Genomic DNA, 25,798 nt, shown 5'->3' with positions numbered 1-25,798 from the left:
TTTAGGCTCCTTTCTTGGCCGACATCTTGATGGCGGGACGCACGACAACGTCGGAATTCTTGTGGCCGGGGACAGCGCCCTTGACCAAAAGCAGACCGCGTTCGGCATCGACACGCACGATGTCGAGGTTTTGAACGGTACGGGTAACGTCACCCAGATGGCCGGACATTTTCTTGCCGGGGAAGATGCGACCCGGATCCTGTGCCTGACCGATCGAGCCCGGAACGCGGTGCGAACGGGAGTTACCGTGCGACGCGCGCTGCGAACTGAAGTTGTGGCGCTTGATGGTACCGGCAAAGCCTTTACCGATCGTGGTGCCCGTGACGTCGACCTTTTGGCCGGCTTCGAATACGCTTTCGACGGCCACAACGGAACCGGCTGTGAATTCAGCCGCTTTGGCGGGATCGAGGCGAAACTCTTTGAGGATGCTGCCAGCTTCGACGCCGGCTTTGGCATATTGGCCTGCCAGGGCCTTGTTCACGCGCGTGGCGCGACGGGTGCCGTAGGCAACCTGAATGGCAGCGTAGCCATCGGTTTCTGGCGACTTGACCTGGGTAACGCGGTTGTTCGACACGTCCAGCACAGTCACCGGGATGGACTCGCCTTCCTCGGTGAAAATACGGGTCATGCCGACCTTACGCCCTACCAGGCCCAGCCGATGCGCGGCAGGCGTAGGTGTCGGGTTCGACATTGTTTTCTCCATTCCCGACTGCGATTGGTCGGGGCTAATTACCGTATACATGCGCCCGCTGTGCAACCAGCGGGCCATTGCATACACGAATCTATTTAACCAAAGCTTTTTTGGCTAAGCCTCGTAATTTAGCATGAGTCAATAGGTGATAGCAAGCAGCAATGCCGGCTGCGCCCTCCCGCACCCCCCTGCTTGGTGGAAAAACGACAGGCACGCGACGAACCGGGCTGCCACGGCGGAATGAGCGGGCGGCCGGACGCCGGGCTCAGTTGAAGAGGAAGGGCCAGGCAGCCAGGCCGATCATCCCGCCGCCACCGCCACGACCAGCGCGATCTCGACCGGCGCATTACCTGGCAGCGACTGCACGCCGATGGCGGTGCGGCTGCCGATGCCGGCATCGCCCAGCGTGTCGTACAAATAGCCGGAAGCGAAATCGGCGATTGATGAATGTGTCGTGAATGGCTCCTGGGCCGCCACGTATACCGTCATATTCAGCACGCGGCCGATGCGCTCGCCATCGGCCAGCAAGTCGTGCGCAGCGCGCAGCGCGTTGGCGGCCGCCAACTCGACCGCCGGCCGGTAATGCTCGGCTGGCGTCTGCGCATCGATCTTGCCTTGCATGATGAGGGCGCCATCACGACGTGGCGTCATGCCGGCGGTGAAGATACGGTTGCCGTCGCGGGTGGCGGGCGCGTAGCGGCCCTGCGGCTTGGGTGACTGGGTGGTTTGCGGCATGAGTGGTGGGGTTCCTATCGACGGTATCGCGCGATCAGGGCAACCGTACGTTCGACCGCCTGTACCGCCGCCTGGTGATCCTGCGAAAAGTTGAAACGTATGCTGTTTGCTGCATGGGGGCTGAATTCTGTGCCCGGCGTGACCGTCACCCCGGCTTGCAGACGCAGGGCGCGCACAAAATTGGCGGGCGGGATGGACAGCTCGGGCAGACGCGGGAACAAATAACTGCCGGCCTCGGGCGTACGCGCCTCGAGCCCACCCACCGTCCGCAACAGCGCCAGCAGGTCGTCGCGGATGGCTTGATGGTATGCGATGCGCTGCGTCATCCAGCCCGCTGGCTCATCAAACCATGTCTTGAGCACCGCCTGATTGTAGCCGGCCGCGCGCAATGAAACGATGGCCTGCAGCTTCTCCATGCGGCTGATGATTGCGGGCGCGCCAAACGCTACACCCAGGCGGTAGCCGCTCATGGACTCTGTCTTGGACGGGCCAATAATGGTAATGACGTTCTCTTGGTCGACGGCCTGGGCGCGCAGATGCGTGTAGGCCGCATCGGAATACAGCAGCCGGGAATATAGCTGGTCCACGATGACCGTGACACCATAGCGCGACGCCAGCGATGCGATATCGCGGATTTCACCGGACGAGTAGATGACCCCGGCGGGATTGTTAGGATTGGAGAACAGAAACACTTTCACCCCCGCCTTGAAAGCGTCTTCCAACTGCGTGAGGTCCAAGCCTGCACCCGCCCGGGCGCCCAGGTAATCCATGCGCACCGGCACCATGTCGCCTTCGAAGAATTCCACCAGCTTGCGGTTGGCGAAATAGTCGGGCTGGACAATGGCCACTTTGGTGCCACGCGCGACTGTGCAGGCCACAGCCAGGAACAGCGCGCCTTGTGTGCCCGACGTGATTATCATGTCATCGTCGCCCTGCACCGGGCTGCCGGTAAAGGCGGTCAGCTTCGCGGCCAGATCCTGCCGGATCGCCAGAGCGCCACGGTATTCCGTATAGGCTTGTGCGCCCCCACGTTCAACACCTGCCGCAAAGGCTTCGAAGGCGCCCGGGATGGGCGTGAATGCATCCACATCGCCGTGCGAGAAGTCCACCGGCCGGCCGGGTAGGTCGTGTCCCTTGAGTTGCAGTGCGGCTCTGTCGTTCTGTTGCCGCACCTCCTGGCCAGGCGCGTCGTCTGTGCCCAGCTTCCTGAATTTTTCACTGATCCAATCCATGGTCTTGCCTCTTGAAATTAATGGGTCGGCCGCGTCGTGCTTGGCGGACGCTCATGCGTTGTATGCGTTAACCTTGCGCGCCACGCTTGAACGCCTCGTAGCGCGCAAGGTTTTCTTCGTTGGCCGGATACAGGCCTGGCAGTGCATGGCCAGCGCGCACCTGCTCGATGGTCCATGCCTCCAGGCGTTCCTGTTCGGGCGCCAAGGCCAATACGTCGTCCAGGTAGGCAGCCGGTATCGACACCACACCGTCCTGGTCAGCAACAATGATGTCCCCCGGGTAAACGGCCACGCCGCCGCAGCCGATAGGCTCCTGCCAGCCGGCGAACGTCAGGCCTGCCACGGAGGGCGGCGCCGCCTGCCCGCGCGACCACACTGGCAGCCCCGACGCGATCACGCCTGCAGCGTCGCGCACTACGCCATCGGTCACCATGCCCGCAACCTTACGCCGCACCATACGCTCGCACAGAATGTCGCCCCAGACACCGGCATCCGTCGTGCCGAAGGCGTCGATCACCGCCACCACGCCTTCCGGCATGGCCTCGATCGCTGCACGGGTAGAGGTGGGCGAGCGCCAGGATTCTGGCGTTGCCAAGTCTTCGCGAGCCGGGATAAAGCGCAGCGTGAAAGCGGGGCCCACCACGCGCGACAGCCCTTGCGCCAGCGGCTGAGCACCGCGCAGCCAGGTGTGGCGCAGGCCTTTCTTGAGCAGTACTGTGGTGATCGTCGCAGTCGTCACCTCCTGGAGGATCTCGAGTGCCCGGTTATCTAATGTCATGCTGGGCTCCTGTTGTTGAATACAGCACGGCGGGCCGCCGCTCGCTCTGCCTGCCGCCGGCCTCTCGGATCTTTTTTTGGCGATACGGGACATAAGCGATGGCGGCTTGCGGGGGATCATGGCTTTTGCCGTGGTAACGGGCTTTTGCCGCCATAAGGGGCTTATGCCGCTCACCGTCAGTTTCACATTAGAATTGGCAGAGAAAAAGCGATAATTTCTTATGTTAATCATCATTTTTGCTGATGAGTTCCGCGGATGAACACCCTGACCCTAGCCAAACCATGCTGACAGAGCTACGCACTTTCATCGCCGTCGTACGCCACGGCAGCTTTGCACGCGCCGGCGCTCACATCGGCCTCACGCAGGGAGCCGTCAGCGGCCAGATTCAGCGCCTGGAACAGCATATTGGCGTGCAGTTGTTCGACCGTACCGGTCGCAAGGCCGTCCTCACCGACATGGGCCGCGATGTTCATGCACGGGCCCTGGAAATCGTCGCTGCCATTACGCATCTTGGCGATGTTGCGCCGGCTGACGACAGACGCGGCACCCTACTCATCGGGGCGATTACTTCGGCGCAGCAATCGTGGCTCATGGACGCACTAGCCAGGTTCCGGCGCGAGTTTCCCGGCATCGCGGTCCGCGTGCTGCCGGGCGCTTCGCTCAACATTCTGGGTCAGGTTGATACCGGCGAGCTCGACATGGCAGTGATGATCCGCGCACCCTACGTGCTACCGCCTGAGGTGCATTGGCACAGTCTGCTGCGCGAGCCCTTCTTGGTGTTGGTGCCCGCCTGCCATGAAGGCAATGATTGGCGTGAGGCGCTCATGCGGTATCCGTTCATCCGGTATGACCGATCCTCGTTCGGCGGCCGCGCTATTGACCTCTTCCTGCGCAGGCAGCAGCTCACGCTGAACGAGGCGATCGAGCTGGATGAGGTTGTAGGGTTGGCTCGGGCGGTTCAAATGGGCATAGGCGCGGCAATGGTGCCGGCCGCGTCCGCCTGCCTGCCCTTTTCGAAACAGGTACGCGTTCTGCCGATGGGCGCTGATACCGTTTTTCGCGAGATCGGCATCGCGGCACGTGGCCAGCGCCAGCATCCCGAAGTGACCAATCGGCTTATCACCTTGATGCAGGAATGCGCCAGCGCCGACCAGGCTCGCGTACTGAAGCACCTGAGCAGGCACGGTGTTCATCTAGGCTCAGAATAAAGCCAGGGCGCCGAAAGCACTGCACGCTAACGCTCGCCCATGACTTCCACCAACGACACGTTGAACGCAAGAAAGCTGTCACACGGCAACACTGTGTTCAGCTGTGAACGGTCGCCCGTGGCTGGATCGCGCGCACCATCACACCCAGAAGCGGGAAGAACGCTTCTTGTGGCAAGCGCTTACGGTTGTGCGCTCCTGCGCCTCACGAAACGCGCCACGTAATCGTTGGCCGGGTGCTTGCGGATATCCTCTGGCGTACCTGCCTGCTCGATGCGGCCATCGCGCAGAATCACGATATGCTGTCCCAGCCGCAGCGCCTCGTCGATATCGTGCGTAATGAAGACGATGGTTTTGTGCAGGCGCTGCTGCAAAGCCAGCAGCTGGTCCTGCATCTCGTCTCTAATCAACGGGTCCAGCGCAGAGAATGCCTCGTCCATCAACAGCACGTCGGCATCCGTCGCCAGGGCCCGCGCAAGCCCAACGCGCTGCGACATGCCTCCCGATAACTCATCGGGATAGCTGCGCGCGTATTCCGCCAGGCCCACGCGCTCCAGCCAGCGTGCGGCGGCCTCACGCGCCCGTTGACGTGTTTCGCCACGGACCACCAGGCCAAACGCCACATTGTCGAGCACATTGATATGCGGCAACAGGCCAAAGCCCTGGAACACCATGCTTACCTTGTGGCGCCTCAGCGCACGCAGCTGCGGCATACTCAAGGCAAGGATATTCTCGCCATCCACCAGGATCTCACCGGCAGAGGGATCGATAAGGCGGTTTAGATGCCGAACAAGCGTAGACTTGCCCGACCCCGACAGGCCGATGACGCAGGTAATACAACCCGCCGGCACCTCTACCGCAACCCCGGCCAGGCCAACGTTAACACCGGTCTGCACCTGCACGGTGGATTTATCGGCGCCCTGGCGCAACAAGCCTACTGCACGCTGTTCATTGCGACCAAATACTTTATAAACATCGCGGATCGCGATCTTGACGGCACTCGCATCCACGGCGCCGGAGCTCGCCGCCGTACCAGCCTGACCGTCCCAGGCTGCCTGCGGCAACTGCGTGCCGTCGTCGCTGGAAACCTCGGTGCGCTGCGCGTCGGTAGCGGCCGCGAGGCCTGCCGTGGGCTGCGTCAGGGCCTCAGCACGGCGCCGCACCGCCTGCCGCCTGCGCAAAGGCTGCCCATAGGCCTGGGTGATCCGATCCATCACGATCGCCAGGATAACGATCGCCACGCCCGCCTGCAGCCCCCGACCAACGTCCAGTGTCTGGATACCCGCGAGCACGTCCTCACCCAGGCCCCGCGCACCGATCATGGAGGCCACCACCACCATCGCCAGCGCCATCATCGTCGTCTGGTTGATGCCAGCCATGATACTGGGCCTGGCCAGTGGCAAGGTTACCTTGGTGAGCATTTGCCACGGCGTCACGCCAAACGACTGCGCGGCCTCGGTCACCCCGCGATCGACCTGGGCCAAGCCCAGTATTGTCAGCCGTATCAGCGGCGGCACCGCATAGACGACTGTGGCAAACAAGGCGGGTACTTTGCCCAGGCCGAACAGCATCAGCACCGGAATCAGGTACACGAAGCTGGGCAATGTCTGCATGACATCCATGACGGGTGTCAGCACACGTCGTAACGGCCGATTTGCCGCCGCCAGTATGCCCACCGGTATGCCGATCAGGATGGCGAACAATGTAGCTGCCAGCACCAGTGCAAAGGTCTGCATCAGTTTGTCCCACAAGCCGACAGCACCGATCAGGTATAGGCACACAACATACAAGACGGTCGCGACAGGCTTGCGCGTAGCATGCCAGGAAAGCAGCGCCACAATAAACAGGAAAAACCACGGCGGCACCGCCTGCATAAGGCCTTCGAGCGGCAGCAGCACAACGGTGAGAATGAGGCCACTCACTTCCCGCAGGCTGTCGCCATAGGCCTTTACTGCGGCCGCCAGGCGTTCGTTCACGTGTTGGGCCGCGGACCAATTGGGGAAGAAGCCGCTACCCGGTGTGTGCTGCACATCTACGCTGGATGGCGCCTCAGCTGTGGCCTTCTGCTCGCGTTGCGCATCCCTGCTGGCCGAGGAGGCCGGGGCCGCGCTGAGGGCAGATCCATCGCCGGCGGATATCGCAGGTACATTCACCGTTTCGCCGCCCGAGGCGACGGCGATGCGCAGCTTTCGTGCCGCATGCAATGCTTGCTCTGCGGGCAACCAGGCTGCCCAGGTTTGATATTGCTCACGCAGGAAGGTCGCAGCCATATCTGCGCCACTGGCGCGCGTTTCCGCCATCCGCAGAATCATCCGATTGAGCAGAGGAGGTTCAAACTGCAGCCGCTCAAGAAAGCGCACAATCGCCTGGTTGCCTTGCACAAAGGGCACTGATAAACCCACACCCAGATGTGCTCGCAGGAAGTCCGACGCGCAAAGCGTGCCCTTGCCGCTCACAATGACGTCCCAGCATTGCTGGTTGAAGGGCCCTAGGTCGATTTTGAAGAAACGATACTTGGCCATGAGGCCTGCCGGCTGCCAGTAGTAGAACAGAATGGGCTGCCCGCGGTCATACGCCGAGCTGATGGCCGAGTCGAGCGCTGCGCCGGTACCTGCGCGAAAGTTGTTGAAGTCCTTGTCCAGGCCGTGCAGTTGCAGCAGGCGTGTATTGGTCTTCTCACATACCCACCCCGATGGGCAATTCAAGAAGCGACCCTTGCTTGGCACTTCCTCATCTCGAAAAAGCGCCTTGTAACGGGGCAAGTCATGCCAACTGCGCAAGTCGGGGGCCATGGGTGCAATTCCTCGCGCGGGATCGCCCAGCACAACATAATCAGGCACGTACCAGCCCTGCTCCGCACCGCCAGCCAGCGTGTCCCCAACCACTTGTGCCCGTCCGGCCTCGATGGCTTTGGTCATGATCTCCGAACGACCCGTCCAGATCTCGGCAATGATCTGTATATCGTTCTGCGCCAACGCGGTCTCTATCGCGGCGGGCGTACCAGGCACCACCTCTGTCTTGCAATCGAAGGCGGCCTCGAGCAACGCCTTGATGACGTGCATTGTGAAGGAAGCGCTTTCCCAGGTTTGGTCGGCCAGCCTGATGGGTCGCCCGCTGTTGCAAGTATCGCTTTCCGCAGCCGGCGTCGCACTATCCTGGGCGCCATATGCCCCACCCGCCACCAATAATGACAGCACAGCCAGTAACGCTATCAACCCTCTGCGCAGATTCGCCACCACGTGTCTCTCCTCATGAACCGCAATGGGCCAGACCAATGGCGGCATGCGGCGCGGACCGTTTGATCGTCATGGGCCTTAACATGGAGCGGTCGCCCAACGGCCTCCGCCACCCCTTGTGCGGCGCCTTCACGATAGCATGCGCAGAACACGCGCCGCCCGCACTGCGCTGCACAACCGACTACAAGAGGCGGAAGGCGGCACCCAGCAGCGTGCTCCGATAAGCAGCAAGGCGCCATGCTCAGCCATACTTCCAGAAGCGATCCCGTACTTTTTTGGATAGCCTCTTGAGACGCAGAAACAAAAACGCCATGCACAAGGCATGGCGTTTTTGCTGGCGCTCGTGGCGCAATGCGCCCGAACCCTTTACCACAGCGAATTACTGCAGGGCGATTTCGACGTCTACACCTGCAGGCAGGTCAAGGCGCATCAGCGCGTCGACAGTCTTGTCGGTGGGATCCACGATGTCCATGAGCCGCTGGTGCGTACGCATTTCGAACTGGTCGCGCGACGTTTTATTGACGTGCGGTGAACGCAGCACGTCGTAGCGACGGATGCGGGTAGGCAGCGGAACGGGGCCGCGCACCACTGCACCCGTACGCTTGGCCGTTTCAACGATTTCGGCTGCGGATTGATCGATCAGCTTGTAATCGAAGGCTTTCAGACGGATGCGGATTTTCTGGTTTTTCATGGGAATTCCTAAAGAACGAAGTTGACGGGGGCAAGATTGCCCCCACCGATTGCGGCTGAGCCTTACTTGGTGATGCTGGCCACGACGCCGGCGCCAACGGTACGACCACCTTCGCGGATAGCGAAGCGCAGGCCTTCTTCCATGGCGATCGGGGCGATCAGGCTCACCTTCATCGACACGTTGTCACCGGGCAGTACCATTTCCTTGTCCGCCGGCAGCTCGATCGTGCCCGTCACGTCCGTGGTGCGGAAGTAAAACTGGGGACGATAGCCCTGGAAGAACGGCGTGTGACGGCCACCTTCGTCTTTGGACAGAATGTACACCTCGGCGTTGAAGTCCGTGTGCGGCTTGATCGAGCCGGGCTTGGCCAGAACCTGGCCGCGCTCGACTTCCTCGCGCTTGGTGCCGCGCAGCAATATACCCACGTTGTCCCCAGCCTGGCCCTGGTCCAGCAGCTTGCGGAACATCTCTACGCCCGTGCAGGTCGTCTTGACCGTATCGCGGATACCGACAATCTCGATTTCCTCGCCAACCTTGACCACACCGCGCTCGATACGGCCCGTGACCACCGTGCCACGGCCAGAGATCGAGAACACGTCTTCCACAGGCATCAGGAACGTGCCGTCCACCGCGCGCTCGGGCGTGGGGATGTATGAGTCCAGCGCCTCGGCCAGTTGCAGGATCGCCTGCTTGCCCAGCGGACCTTCGTCGCCTTCGAGCGCCAGCTTGGCCGAGCCCTTGACGATGGGCGTGTCGTCGCCCGGAAAATCATACTTGGACAGCAGCTCGCGAACTTCCATCTCAACCAGCTCGAGCAGCTCTTCGTCATCAACCATGTCGGCCTTGTTCAGGAACACGATGATGTAAGGCACGCCCACCTGGCGAGAGAGCAAAATGTGCTCGCGCGTTTGCGGCATCGGGCCGTCTGCAGCAGACACCACCAGGATCGCGCCGTCCATCTGCGCAGCACCCGTGATCATGTTCTTCACATAGTCAGCGTGGCCCGGGCAGTCAACGTGCGCGTAGTGACGGCTCTTGGTCTCGTACTCTACGTGCGAGGTGTTGATCGTGATGCCGCGCGCCTTTTCTTCGGGCGCGTTGTCGATCTGGTCGTAGCCGCGCGCCGCGCCGCCAAATTCCTTGGCCAGCACCGTCGTGATCGCTGCCGTCAGCGTCGTCTTGCCGTGGTCAACGTGACCAATCGTGCCGACGTTGACGTGAGGTTTGGTCCGTTCAAACTTCTCTTTTGCCATGATTTATCCCATTAATGTTTGCAATGAAACAAAAAAAGTTGCCTGCCCTCACCGGTATCGAATTGAACCGGCGGGACAGGAAATTGGTTGATTACTTGCCGCGCGCGGCGATGACCTCGTCGGCCACGTTCTTCGGAGCCTCAGCGTAGTGCTTGAACTCCATGGTGTACGTGGCGCGGCCTTGCGTTTGCGAACGCAGGCTGGTCGAGTAGCCGAACATTTCAGCCAGCGGAACCTCGGCCTTGATGATCTTGCCACCGCCAGGGATGTCGTCCATGCCCTGCACCATGCCACGACGGGAGGACAGGTCGCCCATGACCGTACCCGCGTAGTCTTCCGGCGTTTCGACTTCGACCGCCATCATGGGCTCGAGCAGCACAGGCGACGCCTTGCGCATGCCGTCCTTGAAGGCCATGGAAGCAGCCATGCGGAACGCGTTTTCGTTCGAGTCCACATCGTGGTACGAACCGAAGAACAGCGTTGCCTTGACATCGACCACCGGGTAACCAGCCACCACGCCAGCAGGCAGGGTTTCCTGGATGCCCTTGTCGACCGCCGGGATGTATTCGCGCGGCACCACGCCACCCTTGATCGCATCGACGAACTCGTAGCCGCCGCCAGGAGGCAGGGGCTCAAGCTTGAGCACGACGTGACCGTACTGGCCGCGGCCGCCCGACTGCTTGACGAACTTGCCTTCGATTTCCTCGCAGGTCTTGCGGATGGTTTCGCGATAGGCCACCTGAGGCTTGCCGACGTTGGCTTCGACACCGAACTCACGGCGCATGCGATCGACCAGCACCTCGAGGTGCAGTTCGCCCATGCCGGAAATGATGGTCTGACCGGATTCTTCGTCGCTGCGCACGCGGAACGACGGATCTTCCTGAGCCAGACGCGACAGCGCGACGCCCATCTTTTCCTGGTCGGCCTTGGTCTTGGGCTCGACGGCCTGCGAGATCACGGGCTCGGGGAACTCCATGCGCTCAAGCAGGATGTGCTGGCCGACGTCGCACAGGGTTTCACCCGTGGTCACGTCTTTCAGGCCCACCACAGCGGCGATGTCACCCGCCAGAACTTCCTTGATTTCAGCACGGTTGTTGGCGTGCATTTGCAGGATGCGGCCGATACGTTCTTTCTTGCCCTTGACGGGGTTGTAGACCGTTTCGCCCGAATTCAAGACGCCGGAGTACACACGCACAAACGTAAGCTGACCGACGAATGGGTCGCTCATCAGCTTGAATGCCAGTGCGGAGAACTTGGCCTCGTCGGAAGCAGGCAGGCTGATCTCGTTGCCGTCGTCGTCCAGACCTTGGACCGGGGGGATATCCACCGGCGAAGGCAGGTAATCGATGACCGCGTCGAGCATACGCTGCACGCCCTTGTTCTTAAAGGCGGTGCCGCACAGCATGGGCTGGATCTCACCGGCGATGGTACGCAGGCGCAGGCCCTTGTTGATGTCTTCCTCGGAGAGCTCGCCCGATTCAAGGTACTTGTTCATGAGCTCTTCGTTGGCTTCCGCAGCCGACTCGACCATCTTTTCACGCCATTCGCTGGCCTGATCGGCCAGTTCGGCGGGAATGTCGACGTAATCGAACTTCGTGCCCTGGGAGGCTTCGTCCCAGATGATGCCCTTCATCTTGATCAGGTCGACCACACCCGTGAAGGTGTCTTCGGCCCCGATGGGGATGACGACGGGCACGGGGTTGGCCTTCAGGCGCGTCTTCAGTTGGTCGTAGACCTTGAAGAAGTTCGCGCCCGTACGGTCCATCTTGTTAACGAAGGCCAGACGAGGCACCCCGTATTTGTTGGCCTGGCGCCACACCGTTTCGGACTGAGGCTGCACGCCGCCCACGGCGCAATACACCATGCAGGCGCCATCGAGGACGCGCATGGAGCGCTCGACTTCAATCGTGAAGTCGACGTGCCCCGGGGTGTCGATGATGTTGATGCGGTGCTCGGGACGATTGCCCGCCATGCCACGCCAGAACGCCGTGGTGGCTGCGGAGGTAATGGTGATGCCGCGTTCTTGTTCCTGCTCCATCCAGTCCATGGTGGCCGAGCCTTCATGGGTTTCGCCAATTTTGTGGTTGACGCCGGTGTAGAACAGGATGCGCTCGGTGGTCGTGGTTTTCCCTGCATCGATGTGCGCAGAGATACCAATATTGCGATAGCGCTCGATTGGGGTTTTGCGGGCCATGATTGTGTCCTTAGATTACCAACGGAAATGGCTGAATGCCTTGTTGGCCTCTGCCATCTTGTGCGTGTCTTCACGCTTCTTGATTGCCCCACCACGGCCTTCGGAGGCGTCAATCAGCTCACCGGCCAGGCGCAGATCCATCGACTTCTCGCCACGCTTCTTGGCTGCTTCACGCAGCCAGCGCATGGCGAGGGCCAGGCGGCGCACAGGGCGCACTTCAACCGGCACTTGATAGTTTGCGCCACCGACACGGCGGCTTTTCACTTCGACGATAGGCTTGATGTTGTTGATCGCGGTGTTGAACACCTCGATAGGCTCCTTGCCAGTTTTAGCCTGGATCTGGTCAAACGCGCCGTAGACGATGCGTTCAGCAACGGCTTTTTTGCCAGACAACATAACAACGTTCATGAATTTGGCGAGCTCTACGCTGCCAAACTTGGGGTCGGGGAGAATCTCACGTTTGGGAACTTCGCGACGACGAGGCATTTTTGCTTCCTTGTGACAGTTCAGTTGTACCGCCTGCATGCTGCGGCGGCCACGATCACCCAGTTGGGGGATCACTTACATGCCATAGGCCATTGCCCATGGCTGCACTGATACGACCGGACGAGCCGGACAGAAATTACTTGCTTAGGCCTTCTTGGGGCGCTTGGCACCGTATTTGGAACGGGACTGCTTGCGATCCTTGACGCCCTGGAGGTCAAGGGAGCCGCGGACGATGTGGTAACGCACACCGGGCAGATCCTTTACACGGCCGCCACGGACCAGGACCACGGAGTGCTCTTGCAGGTTGTGACCTTCGCCGCCGATATACGAAATGACTTCGAAACCGTTGGTGAGGCGAACCTTGGCAACCTTACGCAGGGCCGAGTTAGGCTTCTTGGGGGTGGTGGTGTATACGCGGGTGCAGACCCCGCGGCGCTGGGGGCAGTTTTCGAGCGCGGGGCTCTTGCTGCTGACAGCGCTGACTTCGCGCGGCTTGCGCACGAGTTGGCTAATGGTTGGCATAACCTTTACGCATCCTGTGACGTTGCGTACCCGGAGCTTGCGCACCAGGCAGACGTTGACATTAACGCCCGGGCTGGCACGTACCCTATAACACGTACAGGAAAAACATGGCAGCTTCGAACGGTTTGCACAAAACCGCCTGCCACGAAATACGTAAAAGAGCGGTCTTGCAGCAAAGCTGAAAATACTTACACGCAAGGAACTTTGGCAAGGAAACCTTACTGTAAGCTAGCCATAGTAGCATGCGGGACGAAGCCTGGTCAAGACACCCAAACCCCGCACACAAGGCCCTTGTTGCACTGCGGCATATATGCCACAGACCCGTCGTTTTGTAACCATAGGTATCTCGACACTCTGTGTGCAGCCATGTAACATGGTATTTCCCTGGTTCGTTTGCTCGATAAGCGGCCTTAATTCCTTTTAATTCCCGGTTTAATGCATATTGCTTTTCTGGAAGACGACGCCAGCCAGGCGCAACTCATCCAGTCCATCCTACTGGAGGCCGGCCATCAGTCCACCGCGTTTTCGACCGGCAGGTCGATGATGGCCGCGTTAACGCGCGAGCCCGTATTCGACATGCTCATCCTGGACTGGGAGCTTCCTGATATTTCAGGCCTGGATGTATTGCGGTGGGTGCGCGCCAATCTCGGGCACGCGCTACCAGTGATGTTCGTCACCAGCCGCATTGACGAAGGCGACCTCATCATCGGTCTGCACGCGGGGGCGGACGACTACCTCGCCAAGCCTATCCGGCCCGGTGAATTCATCGCACGCGTCAGCGCTCTGCTGCGGCGGGTCTCCACCGGCCGGCCCGACGGGGCATCCTTCACCTTTGCGGTTTATCAGATCGACCCAGTCCAGGCCATCATCTCGCTGGCGAGCCGGCCGATCGAGCTCGCACCCAAAGAGTACGAACTTGCGCTGTTGTTCTTTCGCAACCCGGGGCGGCTGTTTTCACGCGATGTGCTCAGCAGCACCGTCTGGAATCGCGAGATTCCCGCAACCTCGCGCACGCTCGACACACATCTTTCAAATATCCGACGCAAACTCGAGCTACGGCCCGAGAACGGTGTACGTCTGGTGTCATCCTATGCCCTCGGCTATCGCCTGGAGCTGCTTGCCGAACCAACCGAACCGCTGCTCTCATGATTTCACGCTGGCATCCATTTCGCATCATCAGCCTGTTCGGCATACTCACGCTCATGGCATCGCTAGGCCTGCCACACATCGCTGCGGGGCAGCCCGCCGGCGCCGACGGCGACTACTTCCTGTATGCAGCCGAACACGGCGACACGCTGATCCGCCTATCCGACCGCTATACGCATGACGGCGACAATTGGCGCAAAATTCAGCAAATCAACAATGTCGGCGAGCCTTCCAAGCTACCCGTTACCCAAGCGCTGCGCATTCCGTTCTCGATGATTCCCGAAGAACCGTCCCAAGCACGCGTGGGCCACGTGGCGGGCACAGCCACCGCCAACGGGGATCCTCTCCAAACAGGCGCGACGGTTCAGGAAGGCGACATCATTCACACGGGCGCACGTGCCTTCGTCACCCTGATCATGAGCGATGGCAGCAGCGTCAGCCTGCCGCCATCGTCCACCGTTCATATCGAACGCTTGCGTGTCTTCAAGAAAACCCGGCTGCTGGATTCCATTTTCACCGTGCGTGACGGTGGGCTTGAATCTTCTGTGTCCCCCGGTGGCGCGGGGGTGGGCAGGTTTGAGGTGCGTACGCCGGTCAGCATTACTGGCGTGCGTGGCACGCAGCTCCGTGTGCGCCTGCACGACAACGGCTCGCAAAGCGAGATCATCCACGGCAAAGCCATACTGGATACGCGTGACAACCAGCGCGCAAGCCTCAATGAAGGCCAAGGCGCGGCAACCAGCGGCACTGGCCACTTCCTGGGCGTGCGGGCACTGTTGCCTGCTCCCGAACTCTCCATCCCTGAGCGCAGCCATGGCGAATGGGTAACGGAAGTCACTCCTGTGCCCGGTGCTACCCGTTATTTGGTCCGGGTAACACTGGACGAAGCAGGCACACAAGAAATCTACCGCGCCACATCAGACACGACGACGGTGCGCTTCACAACCACGCAACCCGGCAAACTGTATGTCAGGGTGCGCGCCATCGACCAGGACGGCGTCATGGGGCACGACAGCACACAAGCTTTCGTCAACGTGGCCGCACTGCGCACCGCTTTCGGCGAAATCATCCGCTCCACTTTCGGTACTGCGATATTCCTACGGGCTTTCTGAACCATGGTCTCTGGGCAAGAGGCGCAAGCGCAATTCTGGAGCAGCCTGGAGTTGCGCGCCCGCGCAGAATGGCTGATTGTCACCCCCTTCATCCTGACGCTCACCCTGGCGCTGTGCTGGTTTGCGCAGCCCTTGGGCATCGCGCGCATCGACAATACCTTCTATGACCGGCTGGTTGGTTACACCCACAACGAACCGCCCAACAAAGAGATCGTTATTGTGGCCATCGACGACAGCAGCATCGAGGCCCTCGGCTACTGGCCCTGGCGCAGAGCCACACATGCCCACCTGCTCAGAAAGCTGGACCAGGCGCGCGTGGTTGCGCTCGATATTCTGATGTCCGACCGCAATACCGCCTACCCCAACGACGACGAACTGCTCGCTGCAGCAATGAAAGCGCATGGGCGCGTCGTGCTGCCAACCATGCTGTCGTCGGATGGAGACACTCTCACCCGGCCCTATGGCAGCCTTGCCGATGCCGCCGCCGCGCTCGGCTATGTCAACATCTATCCCGACCGCGACGGCATTGTTCGCGCCATCACACTGAATCAGGTATCCACCAACGGCCAAACCCATCGCCACTTCCTGCTTGCCGCGCTCAAGGCCGCCCGCCAGAAACCGCCCGACCCACAGGTCTTCGGCCATCGCAAACAGTTGCTCATTCCCTATCGGTCTTCTCAAGGGCACTACACTGTTTATCCCTACGATTCCGTATTGAACGGTGAGGTACCCGCCAGCGTGTTCGCCGACAAGTACGTTATTGTCGGCGCCTGGGCTACCGGGCTGGGCGACCTTTTCCCCACACCCGCGCAACCCGCCGGCGATCTCATGCCCGGTGTCGAGATCCTCGCCAATGGCCTCCAGAGCATCCTCGAAAACCATTGGGTGCACACACCCGATCCTTGGCTGTATATGCTGTTGGCTTGCTTGCCCGTATTGCTGGCCTGCCTGTCCTTCCGCTCTCTATCGCCCCGCAGGGGCTTTGTCGCCGCGCTTTCCATCGTCATCCTGGTGTTCACAGGGTGCGTCGCCTTGCTGTGGCTGTTCGATGTCTGGGTGCCCGTCATGGCCACATTTGTGGGCATTGCGGTGGCACTGCCGTTATGGAGCTGGCGCAGTCAAGAGGTATCGCTCCAGCAGATCGGGCGTGAGCTCAATGCGCTTGAACGTGAACGGTTCTCGCTGGACGGCAGTGGCCCCGAAGGCCATACATCCAACTATCAGCACTTATCACTACCTTCGCATATATCGCAGCTACACGATGCCATCGAGCAGCTGCGACGGGCCTACCGTCACCGCGAAAATACAGTGCGATTCCTCTCGCACGATATGCGTTCACCGCAGAACTCCATACTGGCACTCACACAATTGCAACAACACGCCGATACAGCGCTCGAACAGAAAGAGTTCCTCCAGCGCGTGGCCACTTACGCCAACGAAACGCTGCGGCTGGTCGACGGCTTTGTTCATCTAGCCAGAGCCGAGGCCGTAGCGCTTATTCTCAACCCCGTTGACCTTGCCACCCTTACTGAAGAAACCGCGGACGAATTCTGGGCCTCTGCGCGGCAACGCAATATCTCGATCGATACGCAGGCTATGCCAGCCGCCGCCTGGCTCCAGGGCGATGCCGCACTGCTGCGGCGCGTATGGGGTAATCTGTTTAGCAATGCCATCAAATTCAGCCCTCCCAATACCGTTATCCGCTGCCGGATCGACCGCCAAGGTATTTACTGGCGCATACGCTTTACCGACCAAGGCACAGGCATCCCGCCCTCACTGCAACCTTCACTATTCCAGCCCTTTGCCCGCGCAACATCGCATGCGCCAGAAAGCCCTGCCGGCACCGGCCTTGGCCTGGCGTTCGTACATACCGTAATTCAACGGCATGCCGGCCAGATAAGCGCTGCCAACACCGAAGGCGGTGGCGCCGAGTTCACAATTCTGCTGCCCGCTTCCGAGTAATTCGGGCACCGGCACAAGCAAAAAAGCCAGGCTCGAAAGCCTGGCTTTTTTGCTTGTGCATGCCAGCCGCCCTTGCGGTGCGGCCGGCTGCGGTCTGCTTACTGTTGCGTCGCGTCGCCTTCGACGTCCGGCGAGGTGGCACCTTCGTCGCCATGGGCATGTGATGCCACAGTCTCGGTCGGCGTTTCCTCGAACGGGTTGGCCATGGCGCGCGCGGCCTGACGTTCGGCGGCCTCGTGGGCCTCCTTGTCTTTGCGAGCCATGTGATACGACATGCCGGTACCAGCGGGGATCAGGCGACCCACAATGACGTTTTCTTTAAGGCCACGCAGATCGTCGCGCTTGCCCATGATGGCCGCTTCGGTCAGCACACGGGTGGTTTCCTGGAACGACGCCGCGGAGATGAACGAATCGGTCGACAAGGAAGCCTTGGTAATACCCAGCAGCACGTTATCGTACGAAGCGGGGATCTTGCCTTCAGCTTCCATGCGGTCGTTTTCGTTCAACAGCTCGGAGCGCTCGACCTGTTCACCGGTAATGAAGTTGGTATCGCCCGCATCACTGATGTTCACGCGACGCAGCATCTGGCGAACGATCACTTCGATGTGCTTGTCGTTGATCTTCACACCTTGCAGACGGTACACATCCTGCACTTCATTGACGATGTACGAAGCAAGCTTCTCGATGCCCTGCAGGCGCAGGATATCGTGCGGATCAGCTGGACCGTCGACAATCATTTCGCCCTTGTTCACCACCTGGCCGTCGTGCACCAGCACCTGCTTCTCTTTCGGAATCAGGAACTCGTGGCTCACGCCGTCCATATCGGTGATGACCAGTCGCTGCTTGCCCTTGGTGTCCTTGCCGAAGGAAACCGTACCTGTGACGTCGGCAAGCATGCCGGCATCCTTGGGTGAACGGGCTTCGAAGAGTTCGGCCACACGCGGCAGACCACCGGTAATGTCGCGCGTTTTCTGAGATTCTTGCGGAATACGCGCCAGCACCTCACCCACGTTGACCTGCTGGCCATCGCGAACCGTGATCAGTGCGCCGACCGGGAAGGAAATGCTGACCGCATGCTCAGTGCCTGCGATCCGAACCTCTTCGCCAGCATCGTTCAGCAGGCGAATCTGCGGACGCATCATGGTCTTGCCGCCACGGGTCTTGGGCGTAATAACCACCAGCGTCGACAGGCCGGTGACCTCATCGACCTGCTTGGCTACCGTTACACCCTCTTCGATGTTCTCGAAGCGTACCGTACCCGCATACTCGGACACGATCGGGCGCGTGAGCGGATCCCACGTCGCCAGGCGCGTACCGGCCTTGATGACCTCGCTGTCGCCCACAGTGATCGTGGCGCCGTACGGGATCTTGTGGCGTTCGCGTTCGCGGCGGTTGTCGTCGAAGATGACGATTTCACCTGAACGGGAGATTGCCACACGCTCACCCTTGGCGTTAGTGACATAACGCAGGCCCAGGGCGAACGCCACGGTACCGGCGGATTTGGTTTCGACCGAGCTGGCCATCGCCGAACGCGAAGCCGCGCCACCGATGTGGAAGGTACGCATCGTCAACTGCGTGCCTGGCTCACCGATGGACTGGGCTGCGATCACACCCACCGCTTCGCCGCGGCTCACTAGCATGCCGCGGCCAAGGTCGCGGCCGTAGCAATGAGCGCACAGACCGTAGCGGGTTTCGCAAGTGAGCGGGGTGCGGATCTTGACTTCGTCCACGCCCAGGCTGTCGATGTAGTCGACCAGGTCTTCGTCGAGCAGCGTGCCGGCCGCAACAGCGGTTTCCTGCGTATCAGGATTGACGATATCCACCGCGGCTACACGGCCCAGGATACGGTCGCGCAGCGGCTCGATAACCTCGCCACCTTCGACCAAGGCCTTCATGGCATAGCCACGCGACGTGCCGCAATCGTCTTCGGTGATTACCAAGTCCTGCGTCACGTCAACCAGACGGCGAGTCAAGTAGCCCGAGTTTGCCGTCTTCAGTGCCGTATCGGCCAAGCCTTTACGCGCGCCGTGGGTCGAGATGAAGTACTGCAGCACGTTCAAGCCTTCGCGGAAGTTCGCGGTAATGGGCGTTTCGATAATCGAACCGTCCGGCTTGGCCATCAGGCCGCGCATACCTGCGAGCTGGCGAATCTGGGCTGCGGAACCGCGGGCGCCCGAGTCGGCCATCATGTAGATGGAGTTGAATGACTCCTGGCGTACCTCTTCACCATGGCGGTTGGTGACAGGCTCAGTGGAGAGTTGCTCCATCATCGCCTTGCCGACCTTGTCGCCCGCCTTGCCCCAGATATCGACAACGTTGTTGTAGCGTTCCTGGGCGGTTACCAGACCAGAGGAGTACTGCTTGTCGATTTCCTTGACCTCTTTGCTGGCCTGGGTAAGGATTTCATCCTTGACCGTGGGGATCAGCATGTCGTTCATAGCGATCGAGATGCCGCCGCGCGTTGCCAGGCGGAAGCCCGACTGCATCAGCTTGTCGGCGAAGATCACCGTGGCACGCAGGCCGCAGCGACGGAACGACTGGTTGATCAGGCGCGAGATTTCTTTTTTCTTGAGCGAGCGGTTCAGCACCGAGAACGGCAGCCCCTTGGGCAGGATCTCGGACAGCAGCGCGCGGCCCACGGTGGTTTCGAAGCGCTTGAGCACCGGCTGCCATTCGCCCTGCTCGTCCTTCTCGAACTCGTTCAGACGAACAGTGATGCGGGTCTGCAGCTCGACTTCGCCGTTGTCGTAAGCGCGCTGCACCTCACCGACGTCGGCCAGGAACATGCCCTCGCCCTTGCCGTTGATGCGCTCGCGCGTGGCGTAATAAAGGCCAAGCACGATATCCTGCGACGGCACAATGGATGGCTCGCCGTTGGCAGGAAACAGCACGTTGTTCGAGGCCAGCATCAGCGTGCGGGCTTCGAGTTGGGCCTCGAGCGACAGCGGTACGTGGACAGCCATCTGGTCGCCGTCGAAGTCGGCGTTGAACGCCGCGCAAACCAACGGGTGCAGTTGGATGGCCTTGCCCTCGATCAGCATCGGCTCAAAGGCCTGGATGCCCAGACGGTGCAGCGTGGGGGCGCGGTTGAGCATCACCGGATGTTCGCGGATGACCTCTTCGAGGATATCCCAAACGACCGGTTCCTGGCTTTCTACCAGCTTCTTGGCAGCCTTGATCGTGGTGGCCAAGCCCATCATCTCGAGACGGTTGAAAATGAAGGGTTTGAACAGCTCCAGCGCCATCAGCTTGGGCAAGCCGCACTGGTGCAGCTTGAGCTGCGGGCCCACGGTAATGACCGAACGGCCCGAGTAGTCGACGCGCTTGCCCAGCAGGTTCTGGCGGAAGCGGCCGCTCTTGCCCTTGATCATGTCGGCCAGCGACTTGAGCTGGCGCTTGTTGGCGCCCGTCATGGCCTTGCCGCGGCGGCCGTTGTCCAGCAGCGAATCAACGGCTTCCTGCAACATGCGCTTTTCGTTGCGCAAGATGATGTCGGGCGCCTTCAATTCGAGCAGGCGCTTCAGACGGTTATTGCGGTTGATGACGCGGCGATAGAGATCGTTCAGGTCGGACGTGGCGAAGCGTCCACCATCGAGCGGCACGAGCGGACGCAGATCGGGCGGAAGCACGGGCAGCACTTCCATGACCATCCACTCGGGCTTGATGCCGGACTTCTGGAAGCCTTCCAGGACCTTCAGGCGCTTGGAGATCTTCTTGATCTTGGCGTCGGAAGACGTGGCCTTGAGCTCGGCACGCAGCGTTTCGACATCGCGGTCGATGTCGATGGTACGCAGCAGCTCGCGCACGGCTTCGGCGCCCATCAGGGCATGGAAGTCGTCGCCGTACTCTTCCGTCTTGGACAGGTAGTCGTCGTCAGACATGATCTGGCCGCGCTTGAGCGGCGTCATGCCCGGCTCGATGACGCACCATGCTTCGAAATACAGCACGCGCTCGATATCGCGCAGCGTCATGTCGAGCACCATGCCCAGGCGGGATGGCAGGCTCTTCAGGAACCAGATATGCGCAACGGGGCTGGCCAGCTCGATGTGGCCCATGCGCTCGCGGCGCACCTTGGCAACGGTGACTTCAACGCCGCACTTTTCGCAGATGACGCCGCGGTGCTTAAGGCGCTTGTACTTGCCACACAGGCACTCGTAGTCTTTGATCGGGCCAAAAATCTTGGCGCAGAACAGGCCATCGCGCTCGGGCTTGAAGGTGCGGTAGTTGATGGTTTCGGGCTTGCGCACCTCGCCGAACGACCACGAACGCACTTTTTCCGGCGACGCGATGCCGATCTTGATGGCATCGAATTGCTCGTCTTGCGAGACTTGCTTGAATAGATCGAGTAGCGCTTTCATTATTGACGCTCCAGGTCCATGTCCAGAGACAGGGACCGAATTTCCTTGACCAGAACGTTGAACGACTCGGGCATACCGGCATCGATGACGTGGTCGCCCTTGACGATGTTCTCGTACACCTTGGTGCGGCCGGAAATGTCATCGGATTTGACCGTGAGCATTTCTTGCAGCGTGTACGAGGCGCCATAGGCTTCCAGCGCCCAGACTTCCATTTCACCGAAGCGCTGGCCGCCGAACTGGGCCTTACCGCCCAGCGGCTGCTGCGTCACCAGCGAGTATGGGCCAGTGGATCGCGCGTGCATCTTGTCGTCAACAAGGTGGTGCAGTTTCAGGTAGTGCATGTAGCCGATCGTGACCGGGCGCTCGAACTGCTCGCCGGTGCGGCCATCGAACAGCCACGCCTGATTGCGGGCAGGCGTCAGCATCAGCTTCTTGGCGATATCATCAGGATAGGCCAACTTCAGCATCTCGCCGATTTCTTCTTCAGTGGCACCGTCGAACACAGGTGTAGCCAGCGGCACACCGGCCTGCAGGTTCTTCGCCATCGCAACGACTTCCTCGTCGCTTAGCGCGCTGATCTGTGCACCCGCGCCGGTGTTGTTGTACACCTTCTCGAGATAGGCACGCAGTTCTTTGACTTGAACCTCACGCTCTTCGTCGAGCATCTCGGCAACGCGATGGCCCAGACCCTTGGCGGCCCAGCCCAAGTGAACTTCGAGCACCTGGCCCACGTTCATCCGGGACGGCACGCCCAGCGGGTTGAGTACGATGTCGGCAGGCGTACCATCGGCCATGTGCGGCATGTCTTCGACGGGGGTGATGCGGGAGACCACGCCCTTGTTACCGTGACGGCCGGCCATCTTGTCGCCAGGCTGCAAGCGACGCTTGACGGCCAGGTAGACCTTGATCATCTTGAGCACGCCCGGAGGCAGCTCATCGCCTTGCGTAAGCTTCTTGCGCTTTTCCTCGAAGGCCAGGTCGAACTGATGGCGCTTCTGCTCGAGCGACTCCTTGGCCTGCTCCAGCACCACAGCGTGATCTTCATCAGCCACGCGGATGTCGAACCACTGCCAGCGATCCAGATCAGCCAGGTATTCTTTGGTGATCGTGGCGCCCTTGGCCAGCTTGCGCGGGCCGCCATTTACCGTCTTGCCGACCAGGAACTTACCGATACGGTCGAAGGTATCGCCTTCGACGATGCGAAGCTGATCGTTAAGGTCTTGGCGGTAGCGGCGCAGCTCGTCGTCGATGATGGACTGTGCGCGCTTGTCGCGTTCGATACCTTCACGCGTGAACACCTGCACGTCGATCACCGTACCGACCATGCCCGACGGCACGCGCAGCGAGGTATCTTTGACGTCGGAGGCCTTTTCGCCAAAGATGGCGCGCAGCAGTTTCTCTTCCGGCGTGAGTTGGGTTTCGCCCTTGGGCGTAACCTTGCCGACCAGCACGTCGTCAGCGCGGACTTCAGCGCCGATGTGTACGATGCCGGAATCATCAAGGCGATTCAGCTGCACTTCGGGCAGGTTGCTGATGTCGCGCGTGATTTCTTCGGCGCCCAGCTTGGTGTCGCGCGCCACAACCGTCAGTTCCTCGATGTGAATCGAGGTATAGCGGTCGTCGGCCACAATCTTTTCGGAGATCAGGATCGAGTCTTCGAAGTTATAACCGTTCCAGGGCATGAACGCGATCAGCATGTTCTGGCCCAGGGCAAGCTCGCCGAGGTCGGTCGAGGCGCCATCGGCCAGCACATCGCCGCGGGCGACGGTGTCGCCACGCTTGACGATCGGACGCTGGTTGATGTTCGTGTTCTGGTTAGAGCGCGTGTACTTGATGAGGTTGTAGATATCCACGCCCACTTCGCCGGCAACGTTTTCTTCATCGTTGACGCGAATCACCACACGCTCGGCATCGACGTGATCCACCACGCCGCCGCGACGCGCCTGCACCGTGGTGCCCGAGTCGACCGCCACCGTGCGCTCGACACCCGTGCCGACCAGCGGCTTCTCAGGACGCAGGCAAGGCACCGCCTGGCGCTGCATGTTGGCGCCCATCAGTGCGCGGTTGGCGTCATCGTGCTCGAGGAACGGAATCAGCGACGCGGCCACTGACACAATCTGCGACGGCGCAACGTCCATATAGTGCACGTTGCCCGGTGCCGTCAGCATGGTTTCGCCAGCCTCACGGCAGGCGACCAGGTCGTCGATGAAGCGCCCTTCTTCGTCCAGATGCGCGTTCGCCTGTGCAATAACGTACTTGCTTTCTTCGATCGCGGACAGATAATCGATCTGGTCGCTCACCTTGCCGTCGATGATCTTGCGGTAAGGTGTTTCGAGGAAGCCATACTCATTCAGGCGCGCGTACAGCGCCATGGAGTTGATCAGGCCAATGTTCGGACCTTCCGGCGTTTCGATGGGGCATACGCGGCCATAGTGCGTGGGATGCACGTCGCGCACTTCGAAACCTGCGCGTTCGCGCGTAAGGCCGCCAGGGCCCAGTGCGGACACACGACGCTTGTGCGTGATTTCCGACAGCGGGTTGGTCTGGTCCATAAACTGCGACAGTTGGCTCGAACCGAAGAACTCTTTGATCGCCGCGGAAATCGGCTTGGAGTTGATCAGGTCATGCGGCATCAGGTTTTCGGTTTCGGCCTGGCCCAGGCGCTCCTTGACGGCGCGCTCGACGCGCACCAAACCGGCGCGGAACTGGTTCTCGGCCAGCTCGCCAACGCAGCGCACGCGGCGGTTGCCCAGGTGATCGATATCGTCGATCTGGCCACGGCCGTTGCGCAGCTCCACCAGCACCTTGATGGTCTCAAGGATGTCTTCGTTGGTGAGCGTCATCGCGCCACCCGCGTTCTCGTCGCGGCCAAGACGGCTGTTCACCTTCATGCGACCCACGCGCGACAGATCGTAGGTTTCTTCGCTGTAGAACAGGCGCTGGAACAATGCCTCGACCGCCTCTTCGGTAGGCGGCTCGCCGGGGCGCATCATACGGTAGATAGCGACGCGCGCAGCCGTCTGGTCGGCCGTTTCGTCGGTACGCAGCGTTTGCGAGATATAGGCGCCGCGATCCAGCTCGTTGATGTACAACGTTTCGATTTCACGAATGCCCGCGGCGCGAATATCCGCCAGCAAGGTTTCGGTGATCTCGTCATTGGCATTGGCAACGACTTCGCCCGTGTCCGCGTTGACCAGGTTCTTGGCCAGCACACGGCCAATCAGGAAGTCTTCGGGAACGGAGATGTAGTCGATACCCGCGTTGGTGAGGTCACGCAGGTGCTTGGCATTGATGCGCTTGTCTTTCTCGACGATCACATTGCCGGATTTGTCTTTGATATCGAAGCGCGCGATCTCGCCCTTCCAGCGCTCGGCCACGAACTCGAGCATCCCGCCTTCGCGCATGATTTCGATGTGGTCGAAATCTGAGAAGAACGCCAGGATGGCCTCCGGCGACATGCCGATGGCTTTGAGCAGAATGGTGACCGGCATCTTGCGACGACGGTCGACACGGAAGAACAGGACGTCCTTCGGATCGAATTCGAAGTCGAGCCATGAGCCACGGTAGGGAATGACGCGCGCCGAGAACAGCAGCTTGCCCGAACTGTGCGTCTTGCCGCGATCGTGCTCGAAGAATACCCCGGGAGAACGATGCAATTGCGAAACAATCACACGTTCAGTGCCGTTGATGACAAAAGAACCCGTATCCGTCATGAGCGGAATCTCGCCCATGTATACTTCCTGTTCCTTGACCTCCTTGATGGTCGGCTTGCTTACTTCGCGGTCCATCAGGACCAGACGCACCTTGGCGCGCAGGGGCGATGCGTAAGTAAGGCCACGCATCTGGCATTCTTTGACGTCGAAAACCGGCTCGCCGAGAACGTAACTGACGAACTCGAGGCGTGCCATTTGGTTGTGGCTGACGATAGGGAATATTGAGCTGAAGGCAGCCTGAAGGCCTTCATCTTTTCGCTTGGAAGGTGTAGTATCCGCCTGCAAAAATGTGACGTATGATTGCAGTTGAGTCGCCAAAAGGTAGGGGACGTCCTGAACGTCTTCCCGTTTGGCGAAGCTCTTGCGTATGCGCTTTTTTTCGGTGTACGAATAAGGCATGAGCACTCCGACTCGAGGGTTACATGGGCCGTAAACCACGGCCCTGGTTTACGACTCCAGAAAACCCCATTCGGTACGACAGCAG

Annotated in this window: 16 protein-coding genes; 4 read left to right on the top strand and 12 right to left on the bottom strand. The window is 60.5% G+C overall.

The features are described from left to right. Position 1: 1 nt before the first annotated feature. The 4 genes from rplC to LOL23_RS04205 all read right to left on the bottom strand — a co-directional run bounded on the left by rplC (position 2) and on the right by LOL23_RS04205 (position 3,436). Positions 2–691 carry a 50S ribosomal protein L3 gene (gene rplC / locus LOL23_RS04220; RefSeq protein ID WP_160977564.1) on the bottom strand — a complete coding sequence of 230 codons (690 nt, stop codon included), beginning with the start codon at positions 689–691 and terminating at the stop codon, positions 2–4. A 300-nt stretch (positions 692–991) separates the two neighbouring features. After that, the gene (locus LOL23_RS04215) at positions 992–1,426 is read right to left on the bottom strand and encodes a RidA family protein (protein WP_160977562.1); all 435 of its coding nucleotides are present in this window, start codon (positions 1,424–1,426) and stop codon (positions 992–994) included. 14 nt (positions 1,427–1,440) lie between these two features. Continuing rightward, entirely contained in the window at positions 1,441–2,658 is a 1,218-nt protein-coding gene (locus LOL23_RS04210; RefSeq protein WP_160977560.1) for a pyridoxal phosphate-dependent aminotransferase, read from the bottom strand. Between the two features lie 67 nt (positions 2,659–2,725). Further along, positions 2,726–3,436 (bottom strand): ribonuclease activity regulator RraA, encoded by a 711-nt coding sequence (locus LOL23_RS04205; RefSeq protein WP_237173209.1) that lies wholly within the window; start codon positions 3,434–3,436, stop codon positions 2,726–2,728. Positions 3,437–3,678: 242 nt separating this feature from the next. Between LOL23_RS04205 and LOL23_RS04200 the strand changes: the two genes are divergently transcribed. After that, a complete protein-coding gene (locus LOL23_RS04200) occupies positions 3,679–4,644 on the top strand; it encodes a LysR substrate-binding domain-containing protein (protein ID WP_160977556.1) in 966 nt (321 codons plus the stop codon). Positions 4,645–4,823: 179 nt separating this feature from the next. Here LOL23_RS04200 and LOL23_RS04190 read toward each other — a convergent pair whose 3' ends face one another. The 6 genes from LOL23_RS04190 to rpsL form a co-directional block, all read right to left on the bottom strand. Then, complete coding sequence (locus LOL23_RS04190; RefSeq protein ID WP_369414087.1) at positions 4,824–7,880, bottom strand: glycine betaine ABC transporter substrate-binding protein; 3,057 nt, start codon at positions 7,878–7,880, stop codon at positions 4,824–4,826. Positions 7,881–8,256: 376 nt separating this feature from the next. Then, the gene (rpsJ, locus tag LOL23_RS04185) at positions 8,257–8,568 is read right to left on the bottom strand and encodes a 30S ribosomal protein S10 (RefSeq protein ID WP_013743964.1); all 312 of its coding nucleotides are present in this window, start codon (positions 8,566–8,568) and stop codon (positions 8,257–8,259) included. A gap of 62 nt (positions 8,569–8,630) precedes the next feature. Beyond that, on the bottom strand, positions 8,631–9,821 hold the full coding sequence (gene tuf, locus LOL23_RS04180; RefSeq protein WP_160977530.1) for an elongation factor Tu: 1,191 nt from the start codon (positions 9,819–9,821) through the stop codon (positions 8,631–8,633). 91 nt (positions 9,822–9,912) lie between these two features. Then, complete coding sequence (fusA, locus tag LOL23_RS04175) at positions 9,913–12,015, bottom strand: elongation factor G (protein WP_160977554.1); 2,103 nt, start codon at positions 12,013–12,015, stop codon at positions 9,913–9,915. Between the two features lie 15 nt (positions 12,016–12,030). Continuing rightward, positions 12,031–12,501 carry a 30S ribosomal protein S7 gene (gene rpsG, locus LOL23_RS04170; protein WP_160977837.1) on the bottom strand — a complete coding sequence of 157 codons (471 nt, stop codon included), beginning with the start codon at positions 12,499–12,501 and terminating at the stop codon, positions 12,031–12,033. A gap of 144 nt (positions 12,502–12,645) precedes the next feature. Then, positions 12,646–13,023: a 30S ribosomal protein S12 gene (gene rpsL, locus LOL23_RS04165; protein ID WP_160977552.1), complete on the bottom strand. Its 378-nt coding sequence runs from the start codon at positions 13,021–13,023 to the stop codon at positions 12,646–12,648. Between the two features lie 435 nt (positions 13,024–13,458). Between rpsL and LOL23_RS04160 the strand changes: the two genes are divergently transcribed. From LOL23_RS04160 to LOL23_RS04150, 3 genes are read left to right on the top strand one after another with little or no spacing between them, the layout of a single operon-like run. After that, positions 13,459–14,172 (top strand): response regulator transcription factor, encoded by a 714-nt coding sequence (locus LOL23_RS04160; RefSeq protein ID WP_160977550.1) that lies wholly within the window; start codon positions 13,459–13,461, stop codon positions 14,170–14,172. Further along, on the top strand, positions 14,169–15,281 hold the full coding sequence (locus tag LOL23_RS04155) for a FecR family protein (protein ID WP_237173208.1): 1,113 nt from the start codon (positions 14,169–14,171) through the stop codon (positions 15,279–15,281). The genes LOL23_RS04160 and LOL23_RS04155 overlap by 4 nt, the downstream gene beginning before the upstream one ends. 3 nt (positions 15,282–15,284) lie before the next feature. Further along, positions 15,285–17,243, top strand: a complete 1,959-nt coding sequence (locus tag LOL23_RS04150; protein ID WP_160977546.1) for a CHASE2 domain-containing protein — start codon at positions 15,285–15,287, stop codon at positions 17,241–17,243. A 98-nt stretch (positions 17,244–17,341) separates the two neighbouring features. Here LOL23_RS04150 and rpoC read toward each other — a convergent pair whose 3' ends face one another. Both rpoC and rpoB read right to left on the bottom strand, forming a co-directional pair. Continuing rightward, positions 17,342–21,601 carry a DNA-directed RNA polymerase subunit beta' gene (rpoC, locus tag LOL23_RS04145; protein ID WP_237173207.1) on the bottom strand — a complete coding sequence of 1,420 codons (4,260 nt, stop codon included), beginning with the start codon at positions 21,599–21,601 and terminating at the stop codon, positions 17,342–17,344. Further along, a complete protein-coding gene (gene rpoB, locus LOL23_RS04140; protein WP_160977544.1) occupies positions 21,601–25,713 on the bottom strand; it encodes a DNA-directed RNA polymerase subunit beta in 4,113 nt (1,370 codons plus the stop codon). Before rpoB ends, rpoC begins: the two co-directional genes overlap by 1 nt. Positions 25,714–25,798: the final 85 nt, after the last annotated feature.

Origin of the sequence: Paracandidimonas lactea (assembly GCF_021653995.1) — a bacterium.
In the GTDB taxonomy this organism is placed as follows: Bacteria; Pseudomonadota; Gammaproteobacteria; order Burkholderiales; family Burkholderiaceae_B; genus Allopusillimonas; species Allopusillimonas lactea.
The sequence above is the reverse complement of the archived record's forward strand: the minus strand, read 5'-3'. Positions and strand labels throughout refer to the sequence as shown.

Coding starts and splice junctions, on each gene's coding strand:
- rplC (WP_160977564.1), bottom strand. CDS start 691: ATGTCGAACCCGACACCTACGCCTGCCGCGCATCGGCTGGGCCTGGTA.
- LOL23_RS04215 (WP_160977562.1), bottom strand. CDS start 1,426: ATGCCGCAAACCACCCAGTCACCCAAGCCGCAGGGCCGCTACGCGCCC.
- LOL23_RS04210 (WP_160977560.1), bottom strand. CDS start 2,658: ATGGATTGGATCAGTGAAAAATTCAGGAAGCTGGGCACAGACGACGCG.
- LOL23_RS04205 (WP_237173209.1), bottom strand. CDS start 3,436: ATGACATTAGATAACCGGGCACTCGAGATCCTCCAGGAGGTGACGACT.
- LOL23_RS04200 (WP_160977556.1), top strand. CDS start 3,679: ATGAGTTCCGCGGATGAACACCCTGACCCTAGCCAAACCATGCTGACA.
- rpsJ (WP_013743964.1), bottom strand. CDS start 8,568: ATGAAAAACCAGAAAATCCGCATCCGTCTGAAAGCCTTCGATTACAAG.
- tuf (WP_160977530.1), bottom strand. CDS start 9,821: ATGGCAAAAGAGAAGTTTGAACGGACCAAACCTCACGTCAACGTCGGC.
- fusA (WP_160977554.1), bottom strand. CDS start 12,015: ATGGCCCGCAAAACCCCAATCGAGCGCTATCGCAATATTGGTATCTCT.
- rpsG (WP_160977837.1), bottom strand. CDS start 12,501: ATGCCTCGTCGTCGCGAAGTTCCCAAACGTGAGATTCTCCCCGACCCC.
- rpsL (WP_160977552.1), bottom strand. CDS start 13,023: ATGCCAACCATTAGCCAACTCGTGCGCAAGCCGCGCGAAGTCAGCGCT.
- LOL23_RS04160 (WP_160977550.1), top strand. CDS start 13,459: ATGCATATTGCTTTTCTGGAAGACGACGCCAGCCAGGCGCAACTCATC.
- LOL23_RS04155 (WP_237173208.1), top strand. CDS start 14,169: ATGATTTCACGCTGGCATCCATTTCGCATCATCAGCCTGTTCGGCATA.
- LOL23_RS04150 (WP_160977546.1), top strand. CDS start 15,285: ATGGTCTCTGGGCAAGAGGCGCAAGCGCAATTCTGGAGCAGCCTGGAG.
- rpoC (WP_237173207.1), bottom strand. CDS start 21,601: ATGAAAGCGCTACTCGATCTATTCAAGCAAGTCTCGCAAGACGAGCAA.
- rpoB (WP_160977544.1), bottom strand. CDS start 25,713: ATGCCTTATTCGTACACCGAAAAAAAGCGCATACGCAAGAGCTTCGCC.